Source organism: Chromobacterium subtsugae (genome assembly GCF_035919665.1).
Taxonomy (GTDB): Bacteria; Pseudomonadota; Gammaproteobacteria; order Burkholderiales; family Chromobacteriaceae; genus Chromobacterium; species Chromobacterium subtsugae.
Genome location: NZ_CP142381.1, coordinates 2,372,810 through 2,395,689, shown reverse-complemented (window position 1 = coordinate 2,395,689; position 22,880 = coordinate 2,372,810). Strand labels below are relative to the sequence as shown.

33 protein-coding genes are annotated in these 22,880 nt (G+C 60.2%); 6 read left to right on the top strand and 27 right to left on the bottom strand.

Annotation, left to right across the window (positions count from 1 at the left end):
- Positions 1-83 precede the first annotated feature (83 nt).
- The 5 genes from U6115_RS11680 (at position 84) to U6115_RS11660 (ending at position 3,063) form a co-directional block, all read left to right on the top strand.
- A complete protein-coding gene (locus U6115_RS11680; protein ID WP_043573665.1) occupies positions 84-287 on the top strand; it encodes a hypothetical protein in 204 nt (67 codons plus the stop codon).
- Positions 288-435: 148 nt separating this feature from the next.
- Positions 436-711: a hypothetical protein gene (locus U6115_RS11675; RefSeq protein ID WP_146008304.1), complete on the top strand. Its 276-nt coding sequence runs from the start codon at positions 436-438 to the stop codon at positions 709-711.
- Between the two features lie 54 nt (positions 712-765).
- Positions 766-1,296: a phospholipase D family nuclease gene (locus U6115_RS11670; RefSeq protein ID WP_043573663.1), complete on the top strand. Its 531-nt coding sequence runs from the start codon at positions 766-768 to the stop codon at positions 1,294-1,296.
- A gap of 67 nt (positions 1,297-1,363) precedes the next feature.
- Positions 1,364-1,792 (top strand): LexA family protein, encoded by a 429-nt coding sequence (locus U6115_RS11665; protein WP_052257980.1) that lies wholly within the window; start codon positions 1,364-1,366, stop codon positions 1,790-1,792.
- Complete coding sequence (locus U6115_RS11660; protein ID WP_043573661.1) at positions 1,789-3,063, top strand: Y-family DNA polymerase; 1,275 nt, start codon at positions 1,789-1,791, stop codon at positions 3,061-3,063. The genes U6115_RS11665 and U6115_RS11660 overlap by 4 nt, the downstream gene beginning before the upstream one ends.
- Here U6115_RS11660 and U6115_RS11655 read toward each other — a convergent pair.
- Both U6115_RS11655 and U6115_RS11650 read right to left on the bottom strand, forming a co-directional pair.
- Positions 3,024-3,428, bottom strand: a complete 405-nt coding sequence (locus U6115_RS11655; RefSeq protein ID WP_146008305.1) for a hypothetical protein — start codon at positions 3,426-3,428, stop codon at positions 3,024-3,026. The two genes, U6115_RS11660 and U6115_RS11655, sit on opposite strands and share 40 nt — an antisense overlap.
- A gap of 1 nt (position 3,429) precedes the next feature.
- Positions 3,430-4,044, bottom strand: a complete 615-nt coding sequence (locus U6115_RS11650) for an SOS response-associated peptidase (RefSeq protein WP_043573658.1) — start codon at positions 4,042-4,044, stop codon at positions 3,430-3,432.
- A 237-nt stretch (positions 4,045-4,281) separates the two neighbouring features.
- Here U6115_RS11650 and U6115_RS11645 point away from each other — a divergent pair, with 237 nt between their 5' ends.
- Positions 4,282-4,545, top strand: a complete 264-nt coding sequence (locus U6115_RS11645; protein ID WP_146008306.1) for a hypothetical protein — start codon at positions 4,282-4,284, stop codon at positions 4,543-4,545.
- A 38-nt stretch (positions 4,546-4,583) separates the two neighbouring features.
- Here the strand turns inward: U6115_RS11645 and U6115_RS11640 are convergent, their stop codons facing one another.
- The 25 genes from U6115_RS11640 to U6115_RS11525 all read right to left on the bottom strand — a co-directional run bounded on the left by U6115_RS11640 (position 4,584) and on the right by U6115_RS11525 (position 22,852).
- Positions 4,584-5,054, bottom strand: a complete 471-nt coding sequence (locus U6115_RS11640) for a lysis system i-spanin subunit Rz (protein WP_043573656.1) — start codon at positions 5,052-5,054, stop codon at positions 4,584-4,586.
- Between the two features lie 2 nt (positions 5,055-5,056).
- Positions 5,057-5,296, bottom strand: coding sequence for a hypothetical protein (locus U6115_RS11635; RefSeq protein WP_043573654.1), 240 nt, complete (start codon positions 5,294-5,296; stop codon positions 5,057-5,059).
- A gap of 3 nt (positions 5,297-5,299) precedes the next feature.
- On the bottom strand, positions 5,300-5,917 hold the full coding sequence (locus U6115_RS11630; protein ID WP_052257979.1) for a transglycosylase SLT domain-containing protein: 618 nt from the start codon (positions 5,915-5,917) through the stop codon (positions 5,300-5,302).
- Positions 5,902-6,192 carry a hypothetical protein gene (locus U6115_RS11625; protein ID WP_043573651.1) on the bottom strand — a complete coding sequence of 97 codons (291 nt, stop codon included), beginning with the start codon at positions 6,190-6,192 and terminating at the stop codon, positions 5,902-5,904. Before U6115_RS11625 ends, U6115_RS11630 begins: the two co-directional genes overlap by 16 nt.
- Positions 6,193-6,209: 17 nt before the next feature.
- Positions 6,210-6,494 carry a hypothetical protein gene (locus U6115_RS11620; RefSeq protein ID WP_043573648.1) on the bottom strand — a complete coding sequence of 95 codons (285 nt, stop codon included), beginning with the start codon at positions 6,492-6,494 and terminating at the stop codon, positions 6,210-6,212.
- Positions 6,491-6,775 carry a hypothetical protein gene (locus U6115_RS11615; RefSeq protein ID WP_043573644.1) on the bottom strand — a complete coding sequence of 95 codons (285 nt, stop codon included), beginning with the start codon at positions 6,773-6,775 and terminating at the stop codon, positions 6,491-6,493. The genes U6115_RS11620 and U6115_RS11615 overlap by 4 nt, the downstream gene beginning before the upstream one ends.
- A 7-nt stretch (positions 6,776-6,782) precedes the next feature.
- Complete coding sequence (locus U6115_RS11610) at positions 6,783-7,691, bottom strand: hypothetical protein (RefSeq protein ID WP_043573641.1); 909 nt, start codon at positions 7,689-7,691, stop codon at positions 6,783-6,785.
- Positions 7,691-7,909 (bottom strand): hypothetical protein, encoded by a 219-nt coding sequence (locus U6115_RS11605; RefSeq protein WP_063251077.1) that lies wholly within the window; start codon positions 7,907-7,909, stop codon positions 7,691-7,693. Before U6115_RS11605 ends, U6115_RS11610 begins: the two co-directional genes overlap by 1 nt.
- Positions 7,906-8,262 (bottom strand): hypothetical protein, encoded by a 357-nt coding sequence (locus tag U6115_RS11600; protein WP_043573635.1) that lies wholly within the window; start codon positions 8,260-8,262, stop codon positions 7,906-7,908. The genes U6115_RS11605 and U6115_RS11600 overlap by 4 nt, the downstream gene beginning before the upstream one ends.
- A gap of 3 nt (positions 8,263-8,265) precedes the next feature.
- Complete coding sequence (locus U6115_RS11595; protein ID WP_043573633.1) at positions 8,266-11,937, bottom strand: TipJ family phage tail tip protein; 3,672 nt, start codon at positions 11,935-11,937, stop codon at positions 8,266-8,268.
- A 36-nt stretch (positions 11,938-11,973) separates the two neighbouring features.
- A complete protein-coding gene (locus tag U6115_RS11590; RefSeq protein WP_052257978.1) occupies positions 11,974-12,585 on the bottom strand; it encodes a tail assembly protein in 612 nt (203 codons plus the stop codon).
- Entirely contained in the window at positions 12,578-13,261 is a 684-nt protein-coding gene (locus U6115_RS11585) for a C40 family peptidase (RefSeq protein WP_052257977.1), read from the bottom strand. Before U6115_RS11585 ends, U6115_RS11590 begins: the two co-directional genes overlap by 8 nt.
- 58 nt (positions 13,262-13,319) lie before the next feature.
- A complete protein-coding gene (locus U6115_RS11580) occupies positions 13,320-14,018 on the bottom strand; it encodes a phage minor tail protein L (protein ID WP_059184274.1) in 699 nt (232 codons plus the stop codon).
- A gap of 14 nt (positions 14,019-14,032) precedes the next feature.
- The gene (locus U6115_RS11575; RefSeq protein ID WP_146008307.1) at positions 14,033-14,695 is read right to left on the bottom strand and encodes a hypothetical protein; all 663 of its coding nucleotides are present in this window, start codon (positions 14,693-14,695) and stop codon (positions 14,033-14,035) included.
- Positions 14,696-14,826: 131 nt separating this feature from the next.
- Positions 14,827-15,171, bottom strand: a complete 345-nt coding sequence (locus U6115_RS11570; RefSeq protein ID WP_052257976.1) for a phage tail protein — start codon at positions 15,169-15,171, stop codon at positions 14,827-14,829.
- Complete coding sequence (locus tag U6115_RS11565; protein WP_043573628.1) at positions 15,171-18,044, bottom strand: phage tail tape measure protein; 2,874 nt, start codon at positions 18,042-18,044, stop codon at positions 15,171-15,173. Before U6115_RS11565 ends, U6115_RS11570 begins: the two co-directional genes overlap by 1 nt.
- Positions 18,037-18,294: a phage tail assembly chaperone gene (locus tag U6115_RS22850; protein ID WP_419761224.1), complete on the bottom strand. Its 258-nt coding sequence runs from the start codon at positions 18,292-18,294 to the stop codon at positions 18,037-18,039. Before U6115_RS22850 ends, U6115_RS11565 begins: the two co-directional genes overlap by 8 nt.
- A gap of 23 nt (positions 18,295-18,317) precedes the next feature.
- Positions 18,318-18,791, bottom strand: a complete 474-nt coding sequence (locus U6115_RS11560; protein WP_043573626.1) for a hypothetical protein — start codon at positions 18,789-18,791, stop codon at positions 18,318-18,320.
- Positions 18,792-18,852: 61 nt separating this feature from the next.
- A complete protein-coding gene (locus U6115_RS11555; protein WP_043573624.1) occupies positions 18,853-19,179 on the bottom strand; it encodes a hypothetical protein in 327 nt (108 codons plus the stop codon).
- 14 nt (positions 19,180-19,193) lie between these two features.
- Entirely contained in the window at positions 19,194-20,411 is a 1,218-nt protein-coding gene (locus U6115_RS11550) for a phage tail tube protein (RefSeq protein ID WP_146008308.1), read from the bottom strand.
- Positions 20,412-20,426: 15 nt separating this feature from the next.
- Positions 20,427-20,834, bottom strand: coding sequence for a phage tail terminator-like protein (locus U6115_RS11545; protein WP_043573619.1), 408 nt, complete (start codon positions 20,832-20,834; stop codon positions 20,427-20,429).
- Positions 20,831-21,439 (bottom strand): hypothetical protein, encoded by a 609-nt coding sequence (locus U6115_RS11540; protein ID WP_043573616.1) that lies wholly within the window; start codon positions 21,437-21,439, stop codon positions 20,831-20,833. The genes U6115_RS11545 and U6115_RS11540 overlap by 4 nt, the downstream gene beginning before the upstream one ends.
- Before the next feature lie 12 nt (positions 21,440-21,451).
- Positions 21,452-21,742, bottom strand: coding sequence for a hypothetical protein (locus tag U6115_RS11535; protein ID WP_146008309.1), 291 nt, complete (start codon positions 21,740-21,742; stop codon positions 21,452-21,454).
- A 52-nt stretch (positions 21,743-21,794) separates the two neighbouring features.
- On the bottom strand, positions 21,795-22,556 hold the full coding sequence (locus tag U6115_RS11530) for a hypothetical protein (protein WP_043573611.1): 762 nt from the start codon (positions 22,554-22,556) through the stop codon (positions 21,795-21,797).
- 5 nt (positions 22,557-22,561) lie between these two features.
- Entirely contained in the window at positions 22,562-22,852 is a 291-nt protein-coding gene (locus tag U6115_RS11525; RefSeq protein WP_043573609.1) for a hypothetical protein, read from the bottom strand.
- Between the last annotated feature and the right edge of the window lie 28 nt (positions 22,853-22,880).

Here is a 22,880-nt window from a genome sequence, read left to right as displayed (position 1 = left end):
CACAATTCGCGCATCATACTCTGTAAATTTGCGTAATTCACGCATCATTGCCATGCTGATTGCAAATCACGGAGCAATCAGCCATGCGCCTCTACCTCTCCCCTGACCGCTACTACGCCATCGCCATCCAGCTGGACCTGTTCGACAGGCCGGTGATCGTGCGCGCCTGGGGCGGCCGCGGGAGTCGGCGCGGCGGTATGGCGACGGAACCATTCAGCACGGCGCGGCTCAAGGACATTGACCGCCGCCGGCGACAGCATGGGTATTCTCATGCCTCAGGGAATTAAGTTCCAAACGCCACTCTTGACTATTGACTTTTAGTATGATTGCATGTTATGATGTATTCATGTGAGGAGAGCATCCTCATAACATCCAGCCCTTAACGTCTTTATGACTGCAAGGGCTTTTTTTATTGCCTACTTAATAAGGATAAATATGTTTATAAATTATAGCTTTTACGGCTCCCCTGAAGCTCGCGAAATCATGCCTCCCGACTATCTGTCCTATGGAGATGGCGTTGTTGCTGCGCTCATTGGCATTCATCATCCCTCAGAAGTAAATCCATTTACCGCCGGCAATCACAACCCTTCAACTGGTCAGCGGTTTGGATATCTCGGCGTACTTAAATATTACGGAATCACCTTGAGTCCTTACTGGCACTGCTGCCTTGAGGCTGGCCGCACTCTTGGGACGGAGGACATAAATGCATAACTAAATCAATTACACACGGGCATGATTATTTGAATGAACAGTCTGGAGAAATCTATGAAACTCTCTGCCCTACTCCTCGCCGGCGCTCTTGTAGCGCCGTTTTCTTTTGCTGTGCCGCTGCCGGCTGGCACCGACTATGAGGTCGGGTTCTCGCCCAATGCCGGCGGGTTGGCGCTGGTCCTGCAGAGCATCGACGGCGCCAAGTCGTCGATCCTGGTCGCCGCCTATTCATTCACCAGTAAGCCCATTGCCGAGTCGCTGCTGAGCGCGCACAAGCGCGGCGTGAAGGTGCAAGTCGTCGCCGACGAGAAGAGCAACCGCAAAGGCTACAGTGCTGCTCAGTTCCTGGCGAATCAGGGTGTGCCGGTGCGCCTGAATGGCAATTACGCCATCTTTCACCACAAGTTCATGGTGATCGACGGCCAGCACCTGGAAACGGGCTCATTCAACTACAGCGCTGCCGCGGCCAACAAGAACGCCGAAAACGTGCTGCTGCTACGCAACGCTAAGCCGCTAGCCGACAAATACGCAGTCGAGTGGACGCGACTGTGGCAGGAGGCGACACCCTTGCCGAAAGCATACTGAAATCCGTTTTGATATTTCCTCACCTGTGGTGTAATTTGAATTTGTACGAATTCATAATTTCACCACCATGGCCACCATCCCCTACTTGATGCCGACACCTGGAGGCCAGCCTCTACCGTTGGTCTTGGCCCCCATCCGCGCCGGCTTCCCATCGCCGGCCGACGACTACCTCGACGACAGCATCAACCTGCACGACTATCTCGTGACCGACCCGCCGGCGACGTTCATCGTCCGTGTGCGCGGTGACTCCATGATCGGCGCCGGCATCGACAACGGCGATCTGCTCGTCGTGAACAAGGGGCTCGCGCCGGCGCATGGCGACATTGTGGTGGCCGTGATCGATGGCGAATTCACCGTGAAGCGACTACACAGCCGCGGCGGCTCCTGTGCGCTGATGCCGGAGAACCCCGCCTATGCGCCGATCACCCTGCATTCCGGCCAAGAGCTGCTGGTATGGGGTGTCGTAACCGGCGCAGTGAAGAAGTTCCGGCAATGAGCGCGCCAACCCTTTTCGCGCTGGTGGACGGCAACAGCATGTACGCCAGTTGCGAGCGCGTGTTCCGGCCCGACCTGATCGGCAAGCCCATAGTGGTGCTGAGCAACAACGACGGCTGCGTGGTGGCGGCCAGCGCCGAGGCAAAAGCATTGCCAGGCCTGCGCATGTTCGGCCCGTACTTCGAGATTGCCGACGTGTGCCGGGAACACGGGGTGACCGTGTTCAGTTCCAACTACGCCCTTTATGGCGACATGAGCCGGCGCATGATGCGGGTGCTGTCGGAGTTTGCTGCCGAGCAAGAGGTTTACAGCATCGACGAGTGTTTCCTCGACATGACCGGCATGCCGGATCTGGACAGCCATGGCCACCGGATGCGCGAGGCGGTGCTGCGCCGCGTCGGCATCCCCACCTGCGTGGGCATGGGACCCTCGAAGACCCTAGCCAAACTGGCGAACCGGATCGCAAAGAAGCAGCCAAAATGGGCAGGCGTGTTCGAATGGGACTTCGTGACGCCGGCCGAGGCCGACCAGATGATGGCGCAGATCGAGGTGGGCGACGTGTGGGGGATCGGGCGCCGGCTGTCAGAGCAGCTACAGGCCATGAACATCCACAGCGCGCTGGACTTGAAGCGAGTGGACTCGCGGCAGATCAAGCGGCGCTTCAGCGTCGTGGTGGAGCGGACGGTGCAGGAGCTGAACGGCATCAGCTGCTTGGCGCTGGAAGACGTGACACCCAGCAAGCAGCAGATCATTGCCAGCCGGTCGTTTTCCAAGAAGGTGCGCGACCTGAACACCCTGATCGCGTCCATCTCTCACCACGCAGCGCGGGCGGCAGAGAAGCTGCGCGCCCAAGGCTCTACGGCACGGCTGATCGGTGTCGGCATCCGCACCAGCCCATTCAGCGATGTGGCGCAGTACCGGCCCTATATCGTGGTGCCGCTGGTCCAGGCGTCTGACGACACCCTCGAAATCACGCGCGCGGCGCTGGCGGGCCTGCGGGCCATCTACAAGAAAGGCTACCTCTACCACAAAGCTGGAATCGTGCTGATGGAGATCAGCCCGCGAGGCGTGGTGCAGTCGGATCTGTTTGCGGCGCCGCCAGATCCGCGCCGAGAGCGGCTGATGCGAACAATGGACGCCATCACTCGACAATTCGGCCGCGGCACGGTGCGACTGGCGTCTGAGAACATGACTCAGCGCTGGCAGATGAGGCAGGATGTGAGGTCGCCGCGCTATACGACGCGGCTTGATGAATTGCTGGAAGTGAAATAGACCAATGATATTTGCAAGGGCTGCTGGATAAAACCAGCCAAGCCTTGCCCTGTGGTGGCTACCGAAGCCACGATGCTGGCGCTTACTGCGCTCAAACTACGAACACAGCCAATAACGAAATAAATAAAATAAGCTTTGCATTTTTTCATACCGAACCCCTCTTTCTTTGACGAATTACTTGTTTCTGAACACAAAAAAACATCAACACAGTTCAAGAAAACAGTCAAAATCAAGAGCACAGTAAAAATGCACCAAACACCATGTCCAGGATTCGAACCGGACACCAACCCTAGCAAATACCACTGCAAGAATTCCGAAACAATATCACGATCAACAATAAATGTCAATGCAATTGCGTTAGCCACTTTATTTTGTCATTGGTGCGCTTTCCAACAAATGTGCACCTGAAAGTATCAGAAAGCTCCGAGCTACATCAGGATTCGGACACTCCAACCATGCCTCATAATGTTCGGTCGGCACAATAACCAATGAGCGCTTCTCTTCGCCAGGCCGGTGCATCCTTCCCATCACCTCGTGACCGTCTGCGTTGATGGTTATTTGCGTGAAAGCGTAGCTAACCGCCCCCTCTGGCTCTTGCCACTCGCGCCACATGCCCGCCACGGCGAAGGGCTGGCCGTCGGCCAGTCCGATCCGCGTCCGCACTGCCTTTCCTGACTCGTAGCAGGGTTCGAAGAAGGCTTGCATCGGCACGAGGCAGAGCTGGCACTTGCGCCAAGCTGCCTTGTAAGTCGGCTTCTCCCCGATGGTCTCAGCGCGCGCGTTCATGGTTGTGAAGCGAACGCCAGGCGGCAGATGGCGCTTTGGCACGAAGCCATAGGTCGCCAGCTTCAGCCCGTCACGGGTGATGATCGGCGCTGCATAGTCCTGCCAGCACTCAGGCTTCCAGAGGCCATCGTCGACCTCATAGCCAAAATGCTGGCGGATCTGCTGCGCCGTGGGTGGAATGAAATTTACGCACATGCGCAAAGCATAGTCGCTTAACTCGGACTCGCAAAGGGGGGGCTACAGATGGCCGCTGCAGCATAATTTTATTTTGTCAACTATTCTGATGATAACTGCCATATAAGAAAGGTTTTGGTATACGGCTGCTTTTCCGGGGTGTCTTGACTACTGGCAGTGTTACTGCCTATACAACTGAAATCGAGAAAAATTCAGAAAAATCACATAGTCAAATTAGAAATGGAGAAAGGAAAAGGAATGACCCAAACTGATCCAGGCATTTTAATAGAAGAGTATCGTGGCTATAAAATTATATGCGATTGCAATAATTGCAATACCGTTACAGGTAGATTTGCTGTCATTACCATTTCAAAAATCAATAAAAACATTGATGAAATAATACTTTCTGCCAAAATATCTATCCCAAACGGTGCTGGACTTATGAATTACATTGTAGAAGTGCAATCAATCTCAAGAAAGTTTATTGATCGTTATATTGATGGTGAAATAGAAAATAAATAACGCCCAGCAGCATGCCTTCGACATGCCGCCAGGCCGGATTACTGCCTGTCCGACCGGATCAGGGCTTGGCAGGCGCTGAGTTGCCGGACGACGTCGTCTGCCTCGGCGGCGAGCCGGAGAGCATCGTCTCCATGCGCTGCAGAAAAGTCGGCTGGCGCGGCACCATCACGCTGGCCGGCGCTGGCGGCAGCTGCGGGCAGATCGCCGCGCCCGGCGGCGGGCTGTTGCTGGTGCAGCCGGAGAGCAGCAGCATGGCGAGCCAGAGCGGCTTGCAATTCAAGTTTCCCATCTTCCAAATCCTTTTCGTAGGCGGCCGCCGTGGCCGCGTCATCTGCTGCCACCTGGCGCTCGTGCATCCGGGCGGCTTGGGTGGCCACTGCCTGCTGCTGGGCCTGGCTGGCGCGCACCACCGCAGCGTCACGCTGGGCCAGCACAGCCCGCATCTCCCACCCCAGAAAAGCCAAGGCCGCCACGGCGGCGGCCAGCACGATCTCCCTCCACAACTGCATGTTCACCCTCCTTTTGCCTTAGCCAGAACTACGATGCCGGCCCAGATCGCGCCCAGCAGGCCAATCACAATGCCGCCGGCCAATGCCTTCAGCACAGCATCCGCCACGCCATCCACTCTCTTGGCCAGCTTCACTGCATCAGCCACTCCGGCCTCGTCCAGCGCCTGGCGCGCGCCGGCCTTGGCCGCCGCCTCCAGCAGCGCCCGGAACTCTTCCCGCGGCAGCACGACTTCATCACCCATCCCCTACTCCCCAAAGTAAGCGCGATACTTGCCCCTCCGCACGACCATCACGTTCCTGACGTGCGTATTGGTGATATCCGCAAACGATTGCCCATAGCCGGCATGCCGAGCCTCCGACTGCGCGCTGCTGCGTTCAAGATTGCCGAACCAGACGCCAGGCTGACAGCCGGAGGTATTGGCGCACTTCCGCCGTCGCTGGATCACCCCTCCGAGGCCGGAGTTGTAGGCCGCGTCCATCATGGCCAGCCGGTCAGCGTCGGAAGCTGCCCAGCGGATCAGCTGGTAATTGCCACGGTTCTTCAGCACGATGGCCGGCAGTTGATAGCGCGGATCATAAGCGTTTGCCCAGCTCCAGCCTCGGAGCTCTGGATGCGCAACCACCATCTCTCGAATCGCATCGAAGCGAACCGAGCCATCTGCCTTGTACGCCTTGGTGAACTGCCCCAGGCCGGCGCCCAGCTCGCGCGACGTCTGCAGCTTTGCGTTGACACGCCAGCCGCTTTCTTGCTCAACCTGAGCCGCCAGCACAGAGCGGGACGGCATGTCGGGCCAGTGCTGAGTCACAGCGGTGTTCAGCAGCGGCAACAGGGCCAGCGCGCCGGCGCTCAGCCCCGCAGCCACAACACACCACCAATCACCACCGCAGCCATGAACAAACGGTCGGCCAGCACCACCAGAGCAGCACCAGTAGGCGCGTGCAGAGCAATGTCGGCGGCCTCCGACATGTCAGCATGGAACAGCGCTTTGCGTAGCAGCAGCGCCACGCCCACCAGCACCGGCAACGCCAAACCCAGCTGCAGCCAGGTTTGGGCAACAACGGAGTCAATCCAGAACAGCGCCAACGCGGCCGGAAGGATCAGCAGGTAGATGCGATAGTCGTGCAGTTTTTTCAGCATGGTGTCTCCAGGAATGATTAGGGCCGGGAATCCCGGCCCTGTTTAACTGCCCGCAGATTGCGGAACAGAATGAACACGTAGAACGCGCATAGCAGTTGGTAGGCCAGTGGCGGTGGCGCGAGCAGGTAGCAGGCAAAGAACAGAAATGCCTTGCTCGCCACCAATGCTGGCAGGATGCCAACGCGTGCCATCAGGCGCCTGACGAACGGATTCAGCTCCCTCCCATTCAGGCGGACCAGCGCGTAGTTGGTGCTGGCGATGTCGGCCAGCTGCAGCAGAATGAAAAGCGCGATCCAGATCACTTCGCCCCCTCCGGCAATGCCGCCAGCCTGTTTTGCACGTCTGCCAATTGCAGCTGCAATGCCTGATTTTGCGACAGCGCCACGGTAGCCACCTGCCCGAGCACATCCGCCAGCTTCAGGCCGCTCTGACCATCCGCCACACCAAGAGACTGGGGATCGCTGATGTAGGTCTGCAGCTGCTGGCTCAGGGGGTTGGGCTGATCTGCCGCGAATCGTACCGATGCGCCGACAATGCCAGCGGCAGAGAGCCGGATAAGGATTTCATAGGGATATTGATTCATGGTGTCCTCAGACAGGGTTGCCGGTTCTGACGCTGATCCAGGCATTGCCGTTTGACCATGCCAGCGCAGCGCCGCCAGTGGCGTCTGTGATGTAAACCGATGCGCCAGCGTAGGCCGCCGCCGCCGGCGCAGTTGCCCGGGTGTAGGCTGGAGCAGGAGTTGGCGTCGTGTTGAAACTGCTGACCGTCAAAATGCCTTGCGGCTGTACCGTCAGGAGGTTGCCAGCGGGCAATTTGCTGCCGGTATTCACCACGCTTGCCACCCAGCCTCCATTCGAGGCATCCCCAAACGCGCTGCAGCCGCCAGCGCCGGCCCAAGCCTGGAGCTGGACAAATACCGTGTACGACGTCGGGCTGTTCTGCGCGATCAGAAACGTGCAGCCGCTGTTGCCGAAAACCATGGCCGTCGCGGCACCAAAAAATGGGCCGGCAGAGCCTGGCTGCTGGGCACCGCCATTGCTCGTGCTGAAGATCAGAGTCGCCATGCCCAGCTGGCTGTTGGCTGCGTTGTATCCATTGCCAAAAACAACCGACAAAGCCAGCTTGGCGCCATTCTGGCCGCAAGTGAATGTGCCAAGCTGGACATAGGACATCGCTCCTTTTGTGTCTGGAATGCTGTCCTGTCGCACCGGTTGATAGCCGAGACCAGCGGCCACCTGGGCAGCAGTCACGCTGCTGACCGAGCCCGCATTGCCCGACACCGAGATGGGCCAGGTGCCGCTGGCATTGGAGCCGTCAGCGCGCAGCACATTGGCGGCGCTGGGCACCGTGTGAGTTCCGCCGGCGGCGTCGGTCAGCGTCACCATGCCGGCACTGGTCAGCCAGGCATTGAACTGGTCCATCGTGACGTTGTACTTCTGGAGCAACTGGGCTAGCGATGCCGCAAGGTCTGCGGGAGTTGGGTTTGATGCGGACATCACACCTCCAAAGGAGAAGCCCCGCTGTCATCGCGGGGCTTCGGGTAGGTTTGCTTGACGGCCTGGATCTCCGCCAGCATCGCCTTCGTTTGCGGCGGCAACTGGTCGGGCGGCGCGTCGGCCACCATGCGCCACAGCGCGTCCAGCTGATCGCCAATGTCCGGGTACTGCTGGCGGCGCGCCGCGGCGTGGTCGCCAGCGTGGTGGATCTTCATCATGTCGTCACCTCAAAAACAGCGGTTTGCATTGGGAAGGCATCGACCACGATTTGGTGGCGCCCGGGATGCGCGAACGACAACTCGCACACCTCATCCGGGCACGGGTACGGCGTGCCGTCGAGTATCAGCTGGCACGGCGCCGGCAACTGCCGCAGCGTCATGCCGTCCAGCACCGCGCCGGCCAGCGGGCGCGGCGCGACCGCACCGTCCCGCACGTACTGCGTCAATGGGTCTGCCGCGCCGACCAAGATGCGCTTGCCGGCGGCCACGTCCAGCTGGATATTCTCCGGCCGGCTGGTGCCGACCTGCAGGATGCGGCCGGCGTCGTCGTATTCGATGATATCGATGGGCATCTGCTACCTCCTGAACAACACGCAGCCATAGCGAATCATGCCGCTCACATTGATCGCAGGCGAGGAAACACCAATCGTCACCACCTCACCTGCATTAACATTCAGCACCAGCACCGCACTGCCATTGATGGGCGCCGAGCGCCCGCGACCGTATAGCGTAGGTATCGGCGTCGTGAATGGAGAATCCGCAAACGCCAGCAGTGTGCCGGAATCGCTGCAGTTGAACTGGAACGAGTAGTCGAAGGCATTGGTCCAGCCGCTGACCGTGATGCTGCGGGTGTCGTTCTTGCTGACCGCTTCCCCCTTGATCTGCAAGGTGTCCACCATCAGGTTGCGGATGAAAGAGCCGTCGATCCCGTTCATGCTAACGACGATATTCCCCACGGCATCCCTGATCGTCATGCCCCGGGTGTCAATCTGGCCGACAGTCAGCTGCCCCTTGATATAGGCAGCGCCCATCCCGGTCATGTCGACCACCACATTGCCAGCCGCATCGCAAATGGTCAGCCCTCGCGTGTTGATCTGCCCCGCATCGATAGAGCCGGAAACGATTGCATTTCGGCCGCTGATCGAGCCATCAACAATCATGGATCCGTCAACTCCGACGGCAGTCTGCCCGTTGATTCGGCCAACCGTGAAAGCCGCCCGCGGGTTGGAGCCATCCGGAAACGCGACCTGGAACTTGTCTGCGAGGACCGCAAACGATGACCCCCCCTGCCCATTGCTCAACTGAATGCCGGCCACGCGAGGATTTTGGCCATTCGCGTCAAGCTGGACCTGCACCGCCCACTGCCCAAGAAGACCGTTAATGCTCTGGGCCTGCTGGGTAATGGTCGCGCTGTTGCCAATGAGCGTCGTCTGCATCTGAGAGATTTGGCTGGCCACAGCACTATCGGCGGTGACGCGCGCCATCCATTCGCTCGTGATCGCCGCAGCATTGCCGGCGACGGATGCCTGGAGTGCCGAGATATTCGACGCCATCGAGGCATTCTGGTCGGCGCGGATTTTCTGCTCGTTCACGATGGCGGCCGTAGCCTGGCCGCTGATCACGCGCGCGCCACGCGCTTGCGACCAGGACGTGTCAACCTGCAGCAGCGCTTGCAACAGCGCGTTAGCCACGTTGTCATTGCTGGTAATGCTGCCGGCCAGATCCGGCGCCAACAAGCTGTAGTCGACACCGCCCTGCAATTGCTGGAGCAGCAGCGTGGGGTCTTTCATCGTCTGGGCTTGGGCTGTGGCAAACGACGAGACATTCCCCCAGGTGTCGTAGATGCGAAGCCAGAAGAAATACGTCACACCCAGCTGCGCGCCCTGGAAAGTAAAGGCTGTCGTAGGGTAGCCGAGGTCCGCCAGCTTGCCGGGATTGGGGTCCGCTGCAGTGGTGCTATAAAACAGCTCCGCCCGCTTGATGTCCGGTCGGCCGGCGGGATAAGCCCACGTCAGATCGACCTTCATCGCGCCGCCCACTGCAGACAGCGTCGGCGCCGGTGGCGGCGTCACCTGCCCTTGCGTCTGCTGGTTGCCGGTAACAGGGATGCTGACGACACCGGTTACCGATACCGTGGACACGCGCACATCGTAGCTGCCAGGCACCACGTCCATGATTTCTGCGTGGTTGCTGACCTGATCCGGCAGAACAATCCAGTTGCCGCCATTCTGCCGGTAAGTCATCCGATACCCTCGAAGGTACGGATGCACAACCGATGGCCAGTCCACCAACAGCTTCACCCTGCGGCTGCTATCCGGGGCCAAGTAGGGCTGCTCTTGCAGTTGGAGCGCCAGGACTGGCGGCATCGCCCCTGGGTCAGGCAAGCTGCTGGTCGGCGCCGGATCGAAGCGGAGGCCGGTTTCGATAGCGGCCCACTTGTTCGGATCGTACTGAAGACCCGAGATCTCGAATTCACCGTTGTCCGCCGACTTGATTGAAACGCAGGTCCACAAGTCCGGCTGCAGGTTGGTAGCGATCAGCACCCAGGTCGCGCCGGCGACCGGCTGGGCTGGATACTGCGAAACGATATTGAGGGTGTCAGTCGTGCCCGGCGACGCGACAACGCCGCGGCGAACCGGCACGCCGTCAGGTCCGGTCACCTCCAGCGTGTAGGTCACGCCGGATTGAAGCGTAACCGGTGCATCCAGCTTGACAACCGTGCCGGCGACCGACCCCACCCTGCCGCCCATCCGCGCGCCGGTCACGTGGAAGTCAGACGTTGCAAACAGGTCACCCGGCTGGAGATCCGCACCATAGGCAGCCGCCTTGAACACCACCATTTCGGTGCTGCGCTGCGCCGTCTCCAAAATGTACCGGCCGCAGCGGCGCGCCTGGCCTCGCGTCACCGCCCCCATCGCTACCGCCGCGGTCTGCTGCAGCCCATAAGCCAGCAAACCCTGGCCATGCTCGACATACTCAACTGCGCGCCGGTAGCGGTCACCCGGATCCGTCCAGGCTACCGACGCCGCGGTAAAGCGGCCATTCTTCGGAGTAGACGAATAGGTGAATTTGCCTTCAATGACATTGGTGGCGTTGAAGTGCTTGACCGGCTGCTTGCCGGGCATGTCTGCGACAATCCGAATACCACCGGCCGACCAGTAGGCTTGACCACAGAAGCTGCTCACGATGTCGGACACGACCTTCCAGGCGTCTTGCGTGTCCTGCTGGAAGTTGTGGAACTGGAAGCGTGGCTCGGTGCCGCCGTACCCATCCGGGACGGGCTGGTCGCACCACTGCGCAATGGCGTACATCCCCCACCGGTCCATGTTGGCGGCCGGAATGTTGATGCCGAAGCGGTTGTCCGTGCAGTAGGTCCACAAGAACCATACCGGATTGCTGGTCACCGCTGGCTTGAAGTTGCCATCCCATGGGCCGGTGTACGTGCGCGCCACCGGGTCATAGTTGCTGGGAACCTGGCACTTCAGCTGCTGCCACAGCGCCGACACCGTCGGCATCCGAGAAAATTGGCGCGAGTCGAACTTGAGGGCAAGCACAGTCAGGTTCGGATAGCGTAGCTGCGCATCGATGATGCTGGTAAAGGAGGTGAAGACGGTCTGGTTGGCCAGGTACTGCGTCGTGCTGTCGGGCGTGATGCGGCGGACCCGAACCAGCCAAGGCCCGGCGCCGGTCAGCGGCAGCCGAGTGCTGCGCTGATAGTTGGCCGCGGTCTTGTCGGAGATGGTGACAATGGCCGCCTGCGCGAAGGCCCCATTCGCCGGTGCCAGATCAATCGCATACTGCACCGACGCGCCAGCGGTATCTCCAGTTTTCTGATCCGTCGATCGGAGGCCGGCCGGCAACGAAACCGTCACCCGGATGGCGGTGGCGTTCACATCCGCCACGGTTTGGGTGATCGGGTTCGCAGCCTTCACCTCCAGCCCGACGCCAATCTCTGTTTCAACCGCAGGAAACCCCTGAATGGCCGGCTGCGTCTGCGTACCATTGCGGTATGAGACTTGCATGTTCTGGAAGTTGAACGAGCCGTCCTGGTTTTGGATCGGCGTATCATCCAGATAGATGCTCTTCAGTGGGTTGGCCGCGTCCGCCGGCCCGCCCGTCTCACCATGGCTCAGCAGGACCATCATGCGGCCATAGCTGATCGACTGCGCGGTATCGGGCGACTCTACCGGGGTGTGCTGGCTGCCGCCGCCTCCGCCCTTGGCGCCAAAGATTGCATCGTCGGACATTCATGCTCCAAAACAGAAATGCCCGCGCGTGGCGGGCTATATGAGTACAGGGGAATTGCTGGGCAGCGCCCCGGTGCCGATGTCCTCGACGCTGACGCCGGCGGAGATCACCGTGCCGGCAATCAGCATGGTGCCGGTTCCAATCGGAATGGGCAGGCCCTGCGCGCTGGTCTGCTGCGCGCCGTTGAACCAGTAGTTCGGTTTGCCGTCCTTGGCTTGCCAGTCGGGCTGTTTGGGAATGGGGGTAAGCATTTCGATGGCACCGCCAACCATCATGCTGATTCCAACAGGGACAAGGTTCAAACTTGCGCCGCCGGTATATGGCGCAAGAAGATAGCCCGCCACCACTAGGACAGCGCCAGCAAATATTTTCATGCCGGCACTGGCTCCGCCGATCACTGGCATGATGAGGATGTCGCCCTTGCTCACCAGTACCAGCTCATCTTCTTCAACGACATCCCGGTCAGCCACGGTCACCCGGTATCCCACTTTTTCCGGATCGCTGTCGCGCAGGTGCTGGGCAAATCCGGGCCAGTTCGCCTCCAGCATCCGGATGGCCTCACCGACGCTATCCACGTAGGCGGAAAACTCCTTCACGAACTTCTCGCCCAGCTCGCCGCCGAGGCGGACGGTACGTTTTTCACTCATGTCGTGGCCTCACAACGGTTACGGTGCAGCGCCGCCACCAGCCGCCATAGATGCCGACCTGGCTGGGCTGATGGTAGAGCTGATGCAGAATTCGGCTATCGCCGAGGTAGACGGCTACATGGTTGACCACGTTGGCCTCGCACATCATGAATATCAGGTCACCGCGCACGGGCTCTCCCTCCACGGCATCCACTGGCGCGCTGGCCAGCCAGGCCGGGAACGGGCTGTCACCCTTCAGCCAGAACTCTTCCGCCACCTGCGCCCGTGGCAGCTGAATGCCCGTCTCGTGCCGATGCCAGTCCTGCGCCAGGCTGAAGCAGTCGAACATCCCCCAACAGAACGGGCGCCCTTCGTAGGGTGCCTGCCAGCCGACCGGCTCGGTCAGCGTGTGCTCGCCATTCGGCCAGCTGACGATGTGCCAGGGCAACCCGGTCCGCTCGCACATCACACGATCCACCATGCTCGGGTCGGCCGTGTCGTCCGGGTGGCTGTGCCAGATGCCAACGACCCGGCCCAGCTGCTCGGCGGCGGCATAGTCCACCGGGTCGAGCTCGAATTGCGCGCGGGGATCGCCGGCAATGTTTCTGCACGGGTAGACACGGCCGGAGTCCAGCAACACCCCGCACGCTTCCTGCGGGTGCGCCAGCTCCGCCAGGTGCAGCATTTCGTTGATCATTAGGGCTCCAGAAACGAAGAAACCCGCCGAAGCGGGTTGTTTGTTGGATTGGGATCGCTCAGCTGTAGCGGCGCAGCCCCAGCAGTCCGGGATAGTTGATCTGATTCCCCCGGCACTGGCAGTCGCTGAAGTGCTTCCCGCAAGCATCTTTGCTGGGATCGTTCGTAGGCTTGCCATCGACGTCGAACATGGCAGCGCCAGCGTAGCCGCACGCCGCGCTCCGGTACTGCGTCTGTGCCGGGCAGTAAACGCTGGCCATGGTGTTTGGCACAGTCTTGCCTTCAAGGTCCAGCGCGCTCACCAGCTCAAACTGCAGAACCGTGCCGTCATCCTGGGTACGCCGGTTCACAAACCAGATTTCCTGCTGGTGGAACTCCGGAGCGCCGGCCAGCGCGCCGCCATCCAAATACTTGGCGTAGGTCACCATGCGCGTCACCTGCCAACCGGCCAAGCCTCGGAACTGGCGGACCAACTGGGTAAAGATGCCATAGATGGGGCCATTGGCGCCCATCACCGCGTTGGCGATGGACAGCGTCGGCCGCGGCGCACTGCCCTGCACTGTTTTCTCGAATCCCTCTGCCTGGATTGCCCAAGGTTGGTACTGCTGGCCCATGAAGCTGATCGCATTGGTGTTGGCGTCCGTGCCGGCCGGCGTGAAGTACTGCACCGGGTATTGGGTGCCAGGTGGTGGGGCCAATTGAAAAAGCTCCACCCTTGCATCAAGGATGAAGCCTTGGACGTCTTGCTGGATTTGCATATTAAAACTCTAGGTTATTTACTCGCAGACGCTGATGCCGGAGCAGATGCAGATGCATCAGTCTGTTTTTTTGGATCAACCCCTTTATTTGGCTTGGGGGTGCTTATAGGAAAATCAGCAATCTGTTGAAGGAGGGCAGCATCAACTTTGGAAGAACCCATTGCACAGTCTGCTGCCATCATTATCGATCCGAAAACTATTTTGTTATTTGAAACAGGGTTATCACTACCGCTTTCATTAAAAATAACCGAAACATCATGTGCATACGACTGATTAACCGCATCCATTTTCTTGTAAGACACAATGCTTGAAAAAGTTTTATCCATTGTAGCCTGAATGCCATTCGCCGCCCCAGACATCCCAGACCAGCCTTTTGCAGCAGTTCCCTTTGCAACCACCGACAGTACCGAGCCAGAAAGCACCCCAACCGACCCGACTAAAAGCTTAGAACCATCATCAAGTTCACCGCCAGATTCATAGTAATTCAAAACCTGTCGACAGAATGTAGTTGCCTTAATATAAGTAGAAATCGCATCTTCAGGAGTACAGGGTTCTGTACTGATCTTCGAACAAGGGTAATTTTGAGCATCTTGCCATGGCCACTGCGGAGAAAACACAACACAGCCAGACTCCACCACAAGCACAACACCCAAGAAAGCCAATTTAGCCACTTTCATATCATCCATCCAACCGATCTACTTTTCCTATTTAGCTCCTTATTTTCAAAAATATTATTAGGAGTACTACCTACTCGTCAAAATTCCCACATCATCTTTATTGGTATCTTTAATTTCAACACCATATCTATCTAAGTTGCATCAAATACTTGATCAAAAATACAAGTGAGACTTACCACTCCCGACACTGGATCAGTTCGCTTCCAAGGCTTCTGGCAAATCACTTTGACCTTGTTGCCATCCGCCCCCGTAAACCAGAACCAGGACACGCCACGCTGCTTTGTCAGGAACGCATCAATCGCAGCAATCTCGGCGGGAGAACGGTTATTGAAGGCCAGCGTGAAGGTGTCGGCCAGATTATTGATCCCGGCCGGCGCCCGCTGGCTGTAACCGTCGCCAAACTTGGAAACCGTTACCGCCGGAGCGGTTTCGGTCTCCATATTCACCGAGGGCGTCCAGGTAAAGGTGTCTGCCACTATGCGCTCCTCGCCTTGTACAACATGCCGCCCTGCCGCAACTCTGCGGCAATGCCCTGCTTCACCAAGGCCTTCACCGCCTCGGCCATTCCCGCCATCATCGCGCTACCCTGCGCATCGCCCTGCGTCTGCTTGCCGCCGGCGTCCTGATAGATCACCGTCTGGTTGATCATCACGTCGCCGCCCCCCGAACCGCCGGACGCTCGCACGCCCAACCGGCCATCGGCACCGCGCGTCAACGGCATCACCGCCTCCGGCCCGGCCTCACCCAGCACGCCCAGACCTCCTGCGTGAGCAAACCCAGTCGGCCGGTCGAACACGCCGCCATTCGCATAGAACTGCACACCTCGCGACCATGCCCCGCCGTCGGCCTGAGCGGTCCAAGATGGCGTACCTGCCTCAACAGGAGCGGCAGATTGCGTCGGCATCACGCCCGACACAAAGCCGGCAGCCTGGGTCAGCATGCCGGCCGCAGCCTTCGCTACCGCGATCTTCTCAATTTCCTGAAGGATCGCCGCGGCGAAGCTCTTCCAGCCCAATTTGCCGGTTTCGAAGAACTGGGTCAGCGTCGACTCCATACTGTGCGTCATGGAATTGAAAACGCCGCTGGCAGCGTTTGCGTTGTTATTGGCGGCGTCCTGGTACTTGGCCCATGCATCGGCCCAGCCTGTGGACCACTGCTGCTGAAGCTCGATTTCCTGCTGAATAGCAGGGATTTCCTGCTCCAGCCGGACCTTTGCCCCTTGGCGCAGCTGCTCGACAACCTGCGGGTATTGAGCGATGAACTCCTGATCCGTCAGATTGACCTTGTTGGCCGCGGAGGAGATTGCAGCCCGCAGATCCTGCTCGATCTTCAATTGGGCCGCGTAGAGCTTGCGCGCCTGCGTCGATGCGCCGACCAGATCATGCTCTTGCTGCAGTTGTGCCAACTGCTGAGCAGTGGCGCCGCGCCACTTGTTGCCAGTATCCAGCGCGGACTTGCTCGCCATCTCCTGGTTGTGAGCGGCCAGCCGATCCTCCATGAACTTGCGCTGCAGCGGGATCGCCTGCTGATACTCGGCAATCGCGCTCTTGATTTGGCCGTCGCTCATCTGGCCCACGCGGAACTGCTGCGGCATCTGCAGCTGGGTGCGCAGCTCGATGATCCGCTTCTCCGCCGCAGTCAGCTTCGCCAACCGGCTGTCGTCGCCGTCGGCCAGCATGCCGATCTGTGCCCTTGCCTCTGCCAACATCGCCTGCGCGCGCGCCATCTCTTGATCTGTCTGGCGGGCGGCATGGTCGATCTTGGCATGCGGAGGCTTTTTGTCCTTGTACTTCTCGTTGATCGCTGCGATAGCGTCATCGCGCATCTTGGGCGTAATCTGGTCACCGGCCATGATCATCGCGTCGAAGTCGCGCATCTTTTCTGCGATTTCCATCTGCCGCTTCTCTGCCGGGCTGGCAAATTCTTTTAGGAATAGCTTATACCGAGCTCGAGCTGCAATACCCTCTTGATTGATCTGGGCGGCTTGTCCTTTCGCCTGCGCCACCTCAGTGTCCCTGACCAGCCGTGCTTGCAAATTGGCGTTCTCTGCTCGCAAAGCATCGGCGCGGGCCTTGTTGCCTGCCCCATATCCTGAACCTGTCGAGGCCGCCATCAGGCTGGCTATTTCAGCGTTGTTGGCTGCGATCTGCTCCGCAACCGAGCTATCACGCCCCCACCCCTTCATTGCATCCCAGGCCTTGCGTACCCCCATGGCGACGCCTTCCCAGGCCATCGCCAGATACCCTAGATTTGGCAGTGAGGCAGATTGAAGATGATCATCCAACGCCTTGGACAGCGCCAGTTGCGCCCCCTGAATATCTCCCGCCTTCTGCATCGCCTCAATCTGATCATACTGAGCCAGCGTCAGGAAATGCATCTGATTGTTGAGCTCGACAGCGCTCTTGGACGGATCGCTCAAAGCCTTGGCAAACTTGGTCGCAGCATCCGCAGCATCGCCGCCGGTCAACTTGGCATAGCGCTGCGCCGCATCGGTGATCAGCTCAATCTGCTTGCCGCTCACCTGGCCGGTTTGGATCATCTGATCCATCAGCTCGCGCATCGACCCGGCGCTGACGTGGTTGGCGTCAGCCAACCTCTGGGCCATGGCCTCAAACGACGACGAGGTCATTCCGACATAGTTGCCGGTCAACGCTATGGCGTTGTTGAATGCTTTGGTCTCTTGAGTACCCTGATAGAAGGCAACGGCCACGGCACCCACGGCGGCGGCACCGGCAGTGGCCAGCAGGCCGAACGGAGAGACCAGGGCACCCAGCATCTCATGCAGGCCGCCGGCACGCTCCATCAGCACCATGAACGATCCCGGCATCCGGCTGAAGTTGCCGGTCATGGCCTCGTGAGCCAGAACAATCAGCTCACGGGTCGAACCCGCATTGGCAAACGTCAGGGCTTTGAATCCCTCAGCCGACACCGCTGCGGTACGGCCGGCAAGCTCCTCCGCCTTCGCGGCGGCCTTGGCGGCCTCCTCCTCCCGGTGCCAGGCATCGATCTTCTTGCCGATGTCGTAGGCCTGCTGCTGGATCTGCTGGCTGAAGCCGCTGTATTGAGCCTGTAGCGCCGCCTGCTCTGCCTTGTTCTTGCCCAGCATGTCCAGCTGCTTCTGCAGCGACTGGATGTAGGCATTGGCCGCGCGCTCGCTGCGCTGTATGGCGTCGACGGTTGCGTCCACGCCCGGCACGTAGTCGTGCGCCATCTTCCGTCCGGCGCCTCCGGCGGAAATCGTTGCCTGCTCCGTGCGGCCGGCCGCATCCGTCACTCGGTCCAGCGCCTTGGTCGCCTCATCCAGCTGGCTGGTATCGACCGAGAATCCCAGTTCCGCGTTGTCAGCCATTGCTGCTCCTCGATTCGAAATACACTCCGTCCAGCTGTATGATCAGCTCCACTTCGCGCGGCGACGGGTTCGCCTGCGTCATGGCATTCCATGCCGCCATGTCAGCCCAGCTGATGGGCAGAGGGCCAAACTCAGACTGCCCGCGACGGACTGAGAGCTCACCGAACCAGCGCCAGGCGCCGGAAAGCAGCTCAGGAAATGCGCAAGGCGGATCCAGATCAGCCGGCCGGATGCCGGTGGCCTTCCAGATGGCTTGCAGGTGCTGCGCTGGCGCTACGCCGTCGGCACCGGGTCGGTGGAGTCGGAAGTAGTGCTTTGCCCAGTCGAGGAGTCGCCGGGCTTGCTCCCGAAAAAACTCTCGTCGTCCAGATGAGCGCGCTGCACTTGGCGCTGTATCCAGGCGTGGCGGCGCATCAGCTGCAGCACAACCTCGGGGCTGTATGCCACCGGCTGGCCGTTGTCGGTCAGGCCGGTGAGCCCTACGACTACAGCCGCAGCGCGCCGGGCTTCAAGCTCGTCCTTCTCGGCATCGGTCAGCGGCAGATTCTCGCGCCCCTCTTTGAAGGCAGCGGCGGCGCGCTGGAACAGCTCCGCCTCGATCTGGCGGTCGTGGTGACGCACGCGCGCCGACTCGCGGCCGACAATGTCCAGCACCAAGCCATTCGGCCGCAGCGTCAGGGGGTCGAGGATCTTCAGGGGTTGAGCGACATCGGCCAGATCGGCCAGGCTCGGGGAGGAAAGGTCCATGCAAGGGCTCCAAAATGAAATAACCCCGCCGTAGCGGGGTTGTGCTGTGTTTTTTTGCGGCTTATCGCAATAGCCGGCTGATCGCCGCCTGCGCCTCAATCAGGCCAGTCACCGTGAAGGGAAGAAACTGCGCCTCGTGATGTAGAGACTCCAGGATCCGCTGCGCCTCCTCGGCGTGATAGCGGCGGACCGCTCCGACATTGGCCTGGGCATGCTGGATATGCTCGGTGATGGCGATCATGTGCGACTGCGCCACGCGCTCCGGCGTGTCCTCGCCGCGATGCAGCGGAATCACTGCATCTGGCGGGGTATAGCCGACCTGTCGCACGCGCGGGCGCGCCAGCAGCAGGATCAGCAAGAATGAGGTGATGGCAAGGAAGATTCCCATGCCACCATTCTACATCAGGCGGGGTTGCTCCGCTGGATCAGCAGGTTCGTCCCGTACTGCGTGCCGGTCTGCGCAGCCGTGCCGGGGTCGGCCAGCGCCTGGGCTTTGATGTTCAGCAGCACGCCGGCGTTCAGCTTGATATCTTCGTCGGCAGACAGGATTTTCACGTTGCCCATGCGCAACTTGATGAAATCCACGCCGTTGACATCGAAGAACGGCAGGTCGATCGCGACATTGGTCTCACTACGGAAGGCCTGGACCAGCGACTGGTCGCTGAAGTAGGCGGTGATGTCGAGCGTCACTTCGTTGGTGCCCTCGATGATGGCCGGCGCCACCTTCGATCCGAGCACGCCGTCGGCAGCCTTTCGCCCATTCTGCAGATTCAGAGTCATGCTGGTGATGTTACCTACCGCCTGGCCACCGATGTACAGCGGCGCGCTGAACGCGTCCATCGGCGCATTGGTTGGCGCGGCCGGATAAGTGGTGCCATTGGCGACCGTGCCCTGCACCGAATTCAGGCCGACGAAGTCGAACGAAATCTTCACCATCTCGTTCGGCTTGGCCGAGATGGTCATCTTGTCGACGCACATGCCGGAGTACAGCTCGTAAACGCCGTTGCCGGGAATGTAGTGTTCGATGGACAACGACCCCGGCAAGGTGGCCGCCTGGCCGACGGTCAGGTATTTGCCAATCACCGTAACCGACCGGCCTGCCGCAGCTGCCTCATCGACCAGGGCACCGCCGGCCGGAGAGATGATGGCCAGCGTCAGCGCCTGGGCTGTCACCGCGTTGATCTGGGCGATGGCTGCATTGTTGGCACCCGCCGTAAATCCCGCCAGCTTAACCCACTCACCAGCCATGAAGCCGTCGGTGATCCACGACCCGGCCGAGCGTGTGATCGTGCCGGCGGCGCCAGCGACGGAGGCAGAACCGCTGAACGCCGGCCCCCCTGTCCAGCTGTTATTCATGGCACACGCCAGTTCATCGTCCCACCCGCCCAGCAGCAGGTTGCCGTCGAATTGGTAGTTCGCCTTGTACATGCCCAGGCGCATGGACAGCACCTGGCGCGACACGTTCAGCTCGTCGCTTTTCAGGGCGTCGCGCTGGAACTGAGGCTTCAGGCTGGTGATTCGCTTCACCCTGAACGCCGGGCTCGCCGGCAGCGCGCCTTGAGCAGTTTCAACGCAGGTCGCGAGCCGGACACCAGAGCCGGCAGGGATATTGATTGCCATAGTGGCCTCGTGTGGTTATGGATTGCAGTAGCCGTAGTAGCTGATGCTGATCGGCAGGTATGACCATGTGTCGGTGTGGATCGCTCGACCGCGGCTGGGCGGCTTGTCGACCCGGACGAAGCCGTCAGCAACCGGCAGCGCCAGCCCGCGACGGAACAGCGCCTCCACCTGGTCAGCCATTTGCCCGGCCTGGCCGGTGCCCTCGCCTGTCGGTGTGCACGCCATCACCTGAAAGATGCCGGCAGCGCGGTTCATCGCATTTTCGCCAATGCCGGCGGCGACGCTGCCTGCCGGGAGGTTGTCCACCCGCAGGTATGGCTGCGCCAGATCCGGAGTAAACGTCACATCTTCCCAGGCGATAGGGTATGCGACGAGCTGCGCCAGGTGCGCGCACAGCGCCGCCTCCATGTCGGATGGGGTCATTTGTTGCTCCGGTTAATCTGGTTTTGCAGAATGCGCGGCTCATGGAGCCTGCCATAATCGGCGATATAGGCGGACCGGCCGATGCTGGTATTGGTGAGTCTGCTGGCGAGGCTGGGCGCGTTGTAGCTGGCCGCCTCTGTCAGGTTCATGGTTTTGTCGATGGCATCGAAGACGAAGCCCTTCCACTTAGCGCACGACACGCGGAACATGCCCTGCGGCGCCTGTGTTGAGTAGCCATTCACGGTCCTCTCCGTCTGCCGGTCGAAACCCTTCAGCAGGCGATACAGCCCGTACTCCAGAATCGGGCCATATGGCGCTGAGTTGGTCAGGTAGAACACATCGCCCAACTTCAGCTCATCAACCACAGCGCGAATCCGCATCGCAGTCGGCACCCCGTCCGTGTCGGTGTCCATGGTCCATGTTGTGTCGGGCGCATTCAGGCTGGCGCGCATGTTGGCCATGAACTGGCCGGTGTCGATTGGCGTCGCCGCACCCTGCAGCACCTCGTCGACCAGCTCGACAATCGCGACCTTCGCGACGTTCTCCATGCGCAGGCGTTGGTGGTCCACCATCGACCGGACCTGGGCTTGAAAGGAAATGCTCATTTGCGCAGTTGCTCACTTGCGAATCAGCAGTCGGAAACTCACTGCAACGCCGCGGTCATAGGTGGCCTGGACATTCGACACGTTCCAGGTCGCCCCCTCGTGCAGCAAATTGTCGTTAGGTGCCGGGACAAAGCCGGGATGCATGATGCGGATGCGCTGGTCTCCTGCCAGAATCGACGTGCCATTGATCTCGTCATCCTTTACTGCCGACGGCAAGCCCTTCCCCTCCCACACCTGTCGACTTTGTGTAGGCCGTCTAGCGACTGGATCATAACCAGCGGCCAACAGGTGGATGATGGTCAAACCCACACCTTCCAGCTCAATGGATCGGGCTATCGTTGCCGCTATCGACATATCAGACCCTCTGAATGAAAGGCTTCAGCAGCGCGGCAGTACCGTTGTCGATATAGCCACCAAACGCCAGCGGGCTATGCTCCGAATTTCGGTAAGACACCCCATCAACCGTATGCGAGACCAGATCATCAGCAACCGGCTTGCTTGCGATGTTCGATGCGACCCGAGCGCAGGCTTGCTTAAGCGCACCTGGTGCCGACACCCAACCGGCCAGATATGACACCTCTGCGTCACCTACGCCGTCAGGAAGCACAAGGCCGGCTGCAGCGCGCCGTAGTTGAGTAAGCTGCCCACCAACCGCAGCAGCCAACGGGATTGCTGGTGACTTTCGGAGCGGGAAAATACCTTTTGCCGGTACTGGACCTTCCTCTTTGATGCACAGCCCAGCAAGTGCTTGGCCAGCAGCGTGCGCGTACTGGACCTGCTGCAGAATGACAACCTGGCCGGCGACGCTTTGAACAACTACCGCCTCAGCAGTAGCCGTACCGCGATCCAGCACCAGCACGTCACCAGTCGTCAACACGGTCCAGGCTGGCACAGCCATGGGAACCGATGCGCCGGCCTGAATCGGCCCCGCCTGGATGGACAGAGCAGGCTCCAGCTGTGCCATGCAAACTGGCGTCCCTTGGTTTGTTTCGATCAGGAAGCCTTCCGGCCTCCCGCAGTACTGGTCGATAAGCCGGGACGCCTGGTCAAGCATGGGCTGCGTCACTCCGGCCGCGGCACCAAACTGGGCCGCATCGGCAAGCAACAGGTAGCCCATGCCAATCACTCCTGCGGCTTGTCGGCGGCGGCGCCGGATTCGGAAGTCGGCGCAGGGTCGGTCGGAACCGGATCTGCGACAGGGGCTGCAACCTTCTTAGGTGGCTTCTGCGGCTTGTCGGCGGCGGCCGGCCGCTCCTGAGTCAGTGCAAAGCCAAAGGGCTGCACGGCCCGCAGGAATTCGTGGGCGATATCCTCGGGGAAGGCGATCAGCGCCTGGTCGTCGGCAATATACTGCTCGCCCTGAAAGGTCACGCTGTCGCCGGGGTTGCCCGCTTTGGCGTAAAGGTCTGCCATATTCTCTCCAGATGCTGCCGCCCCTACA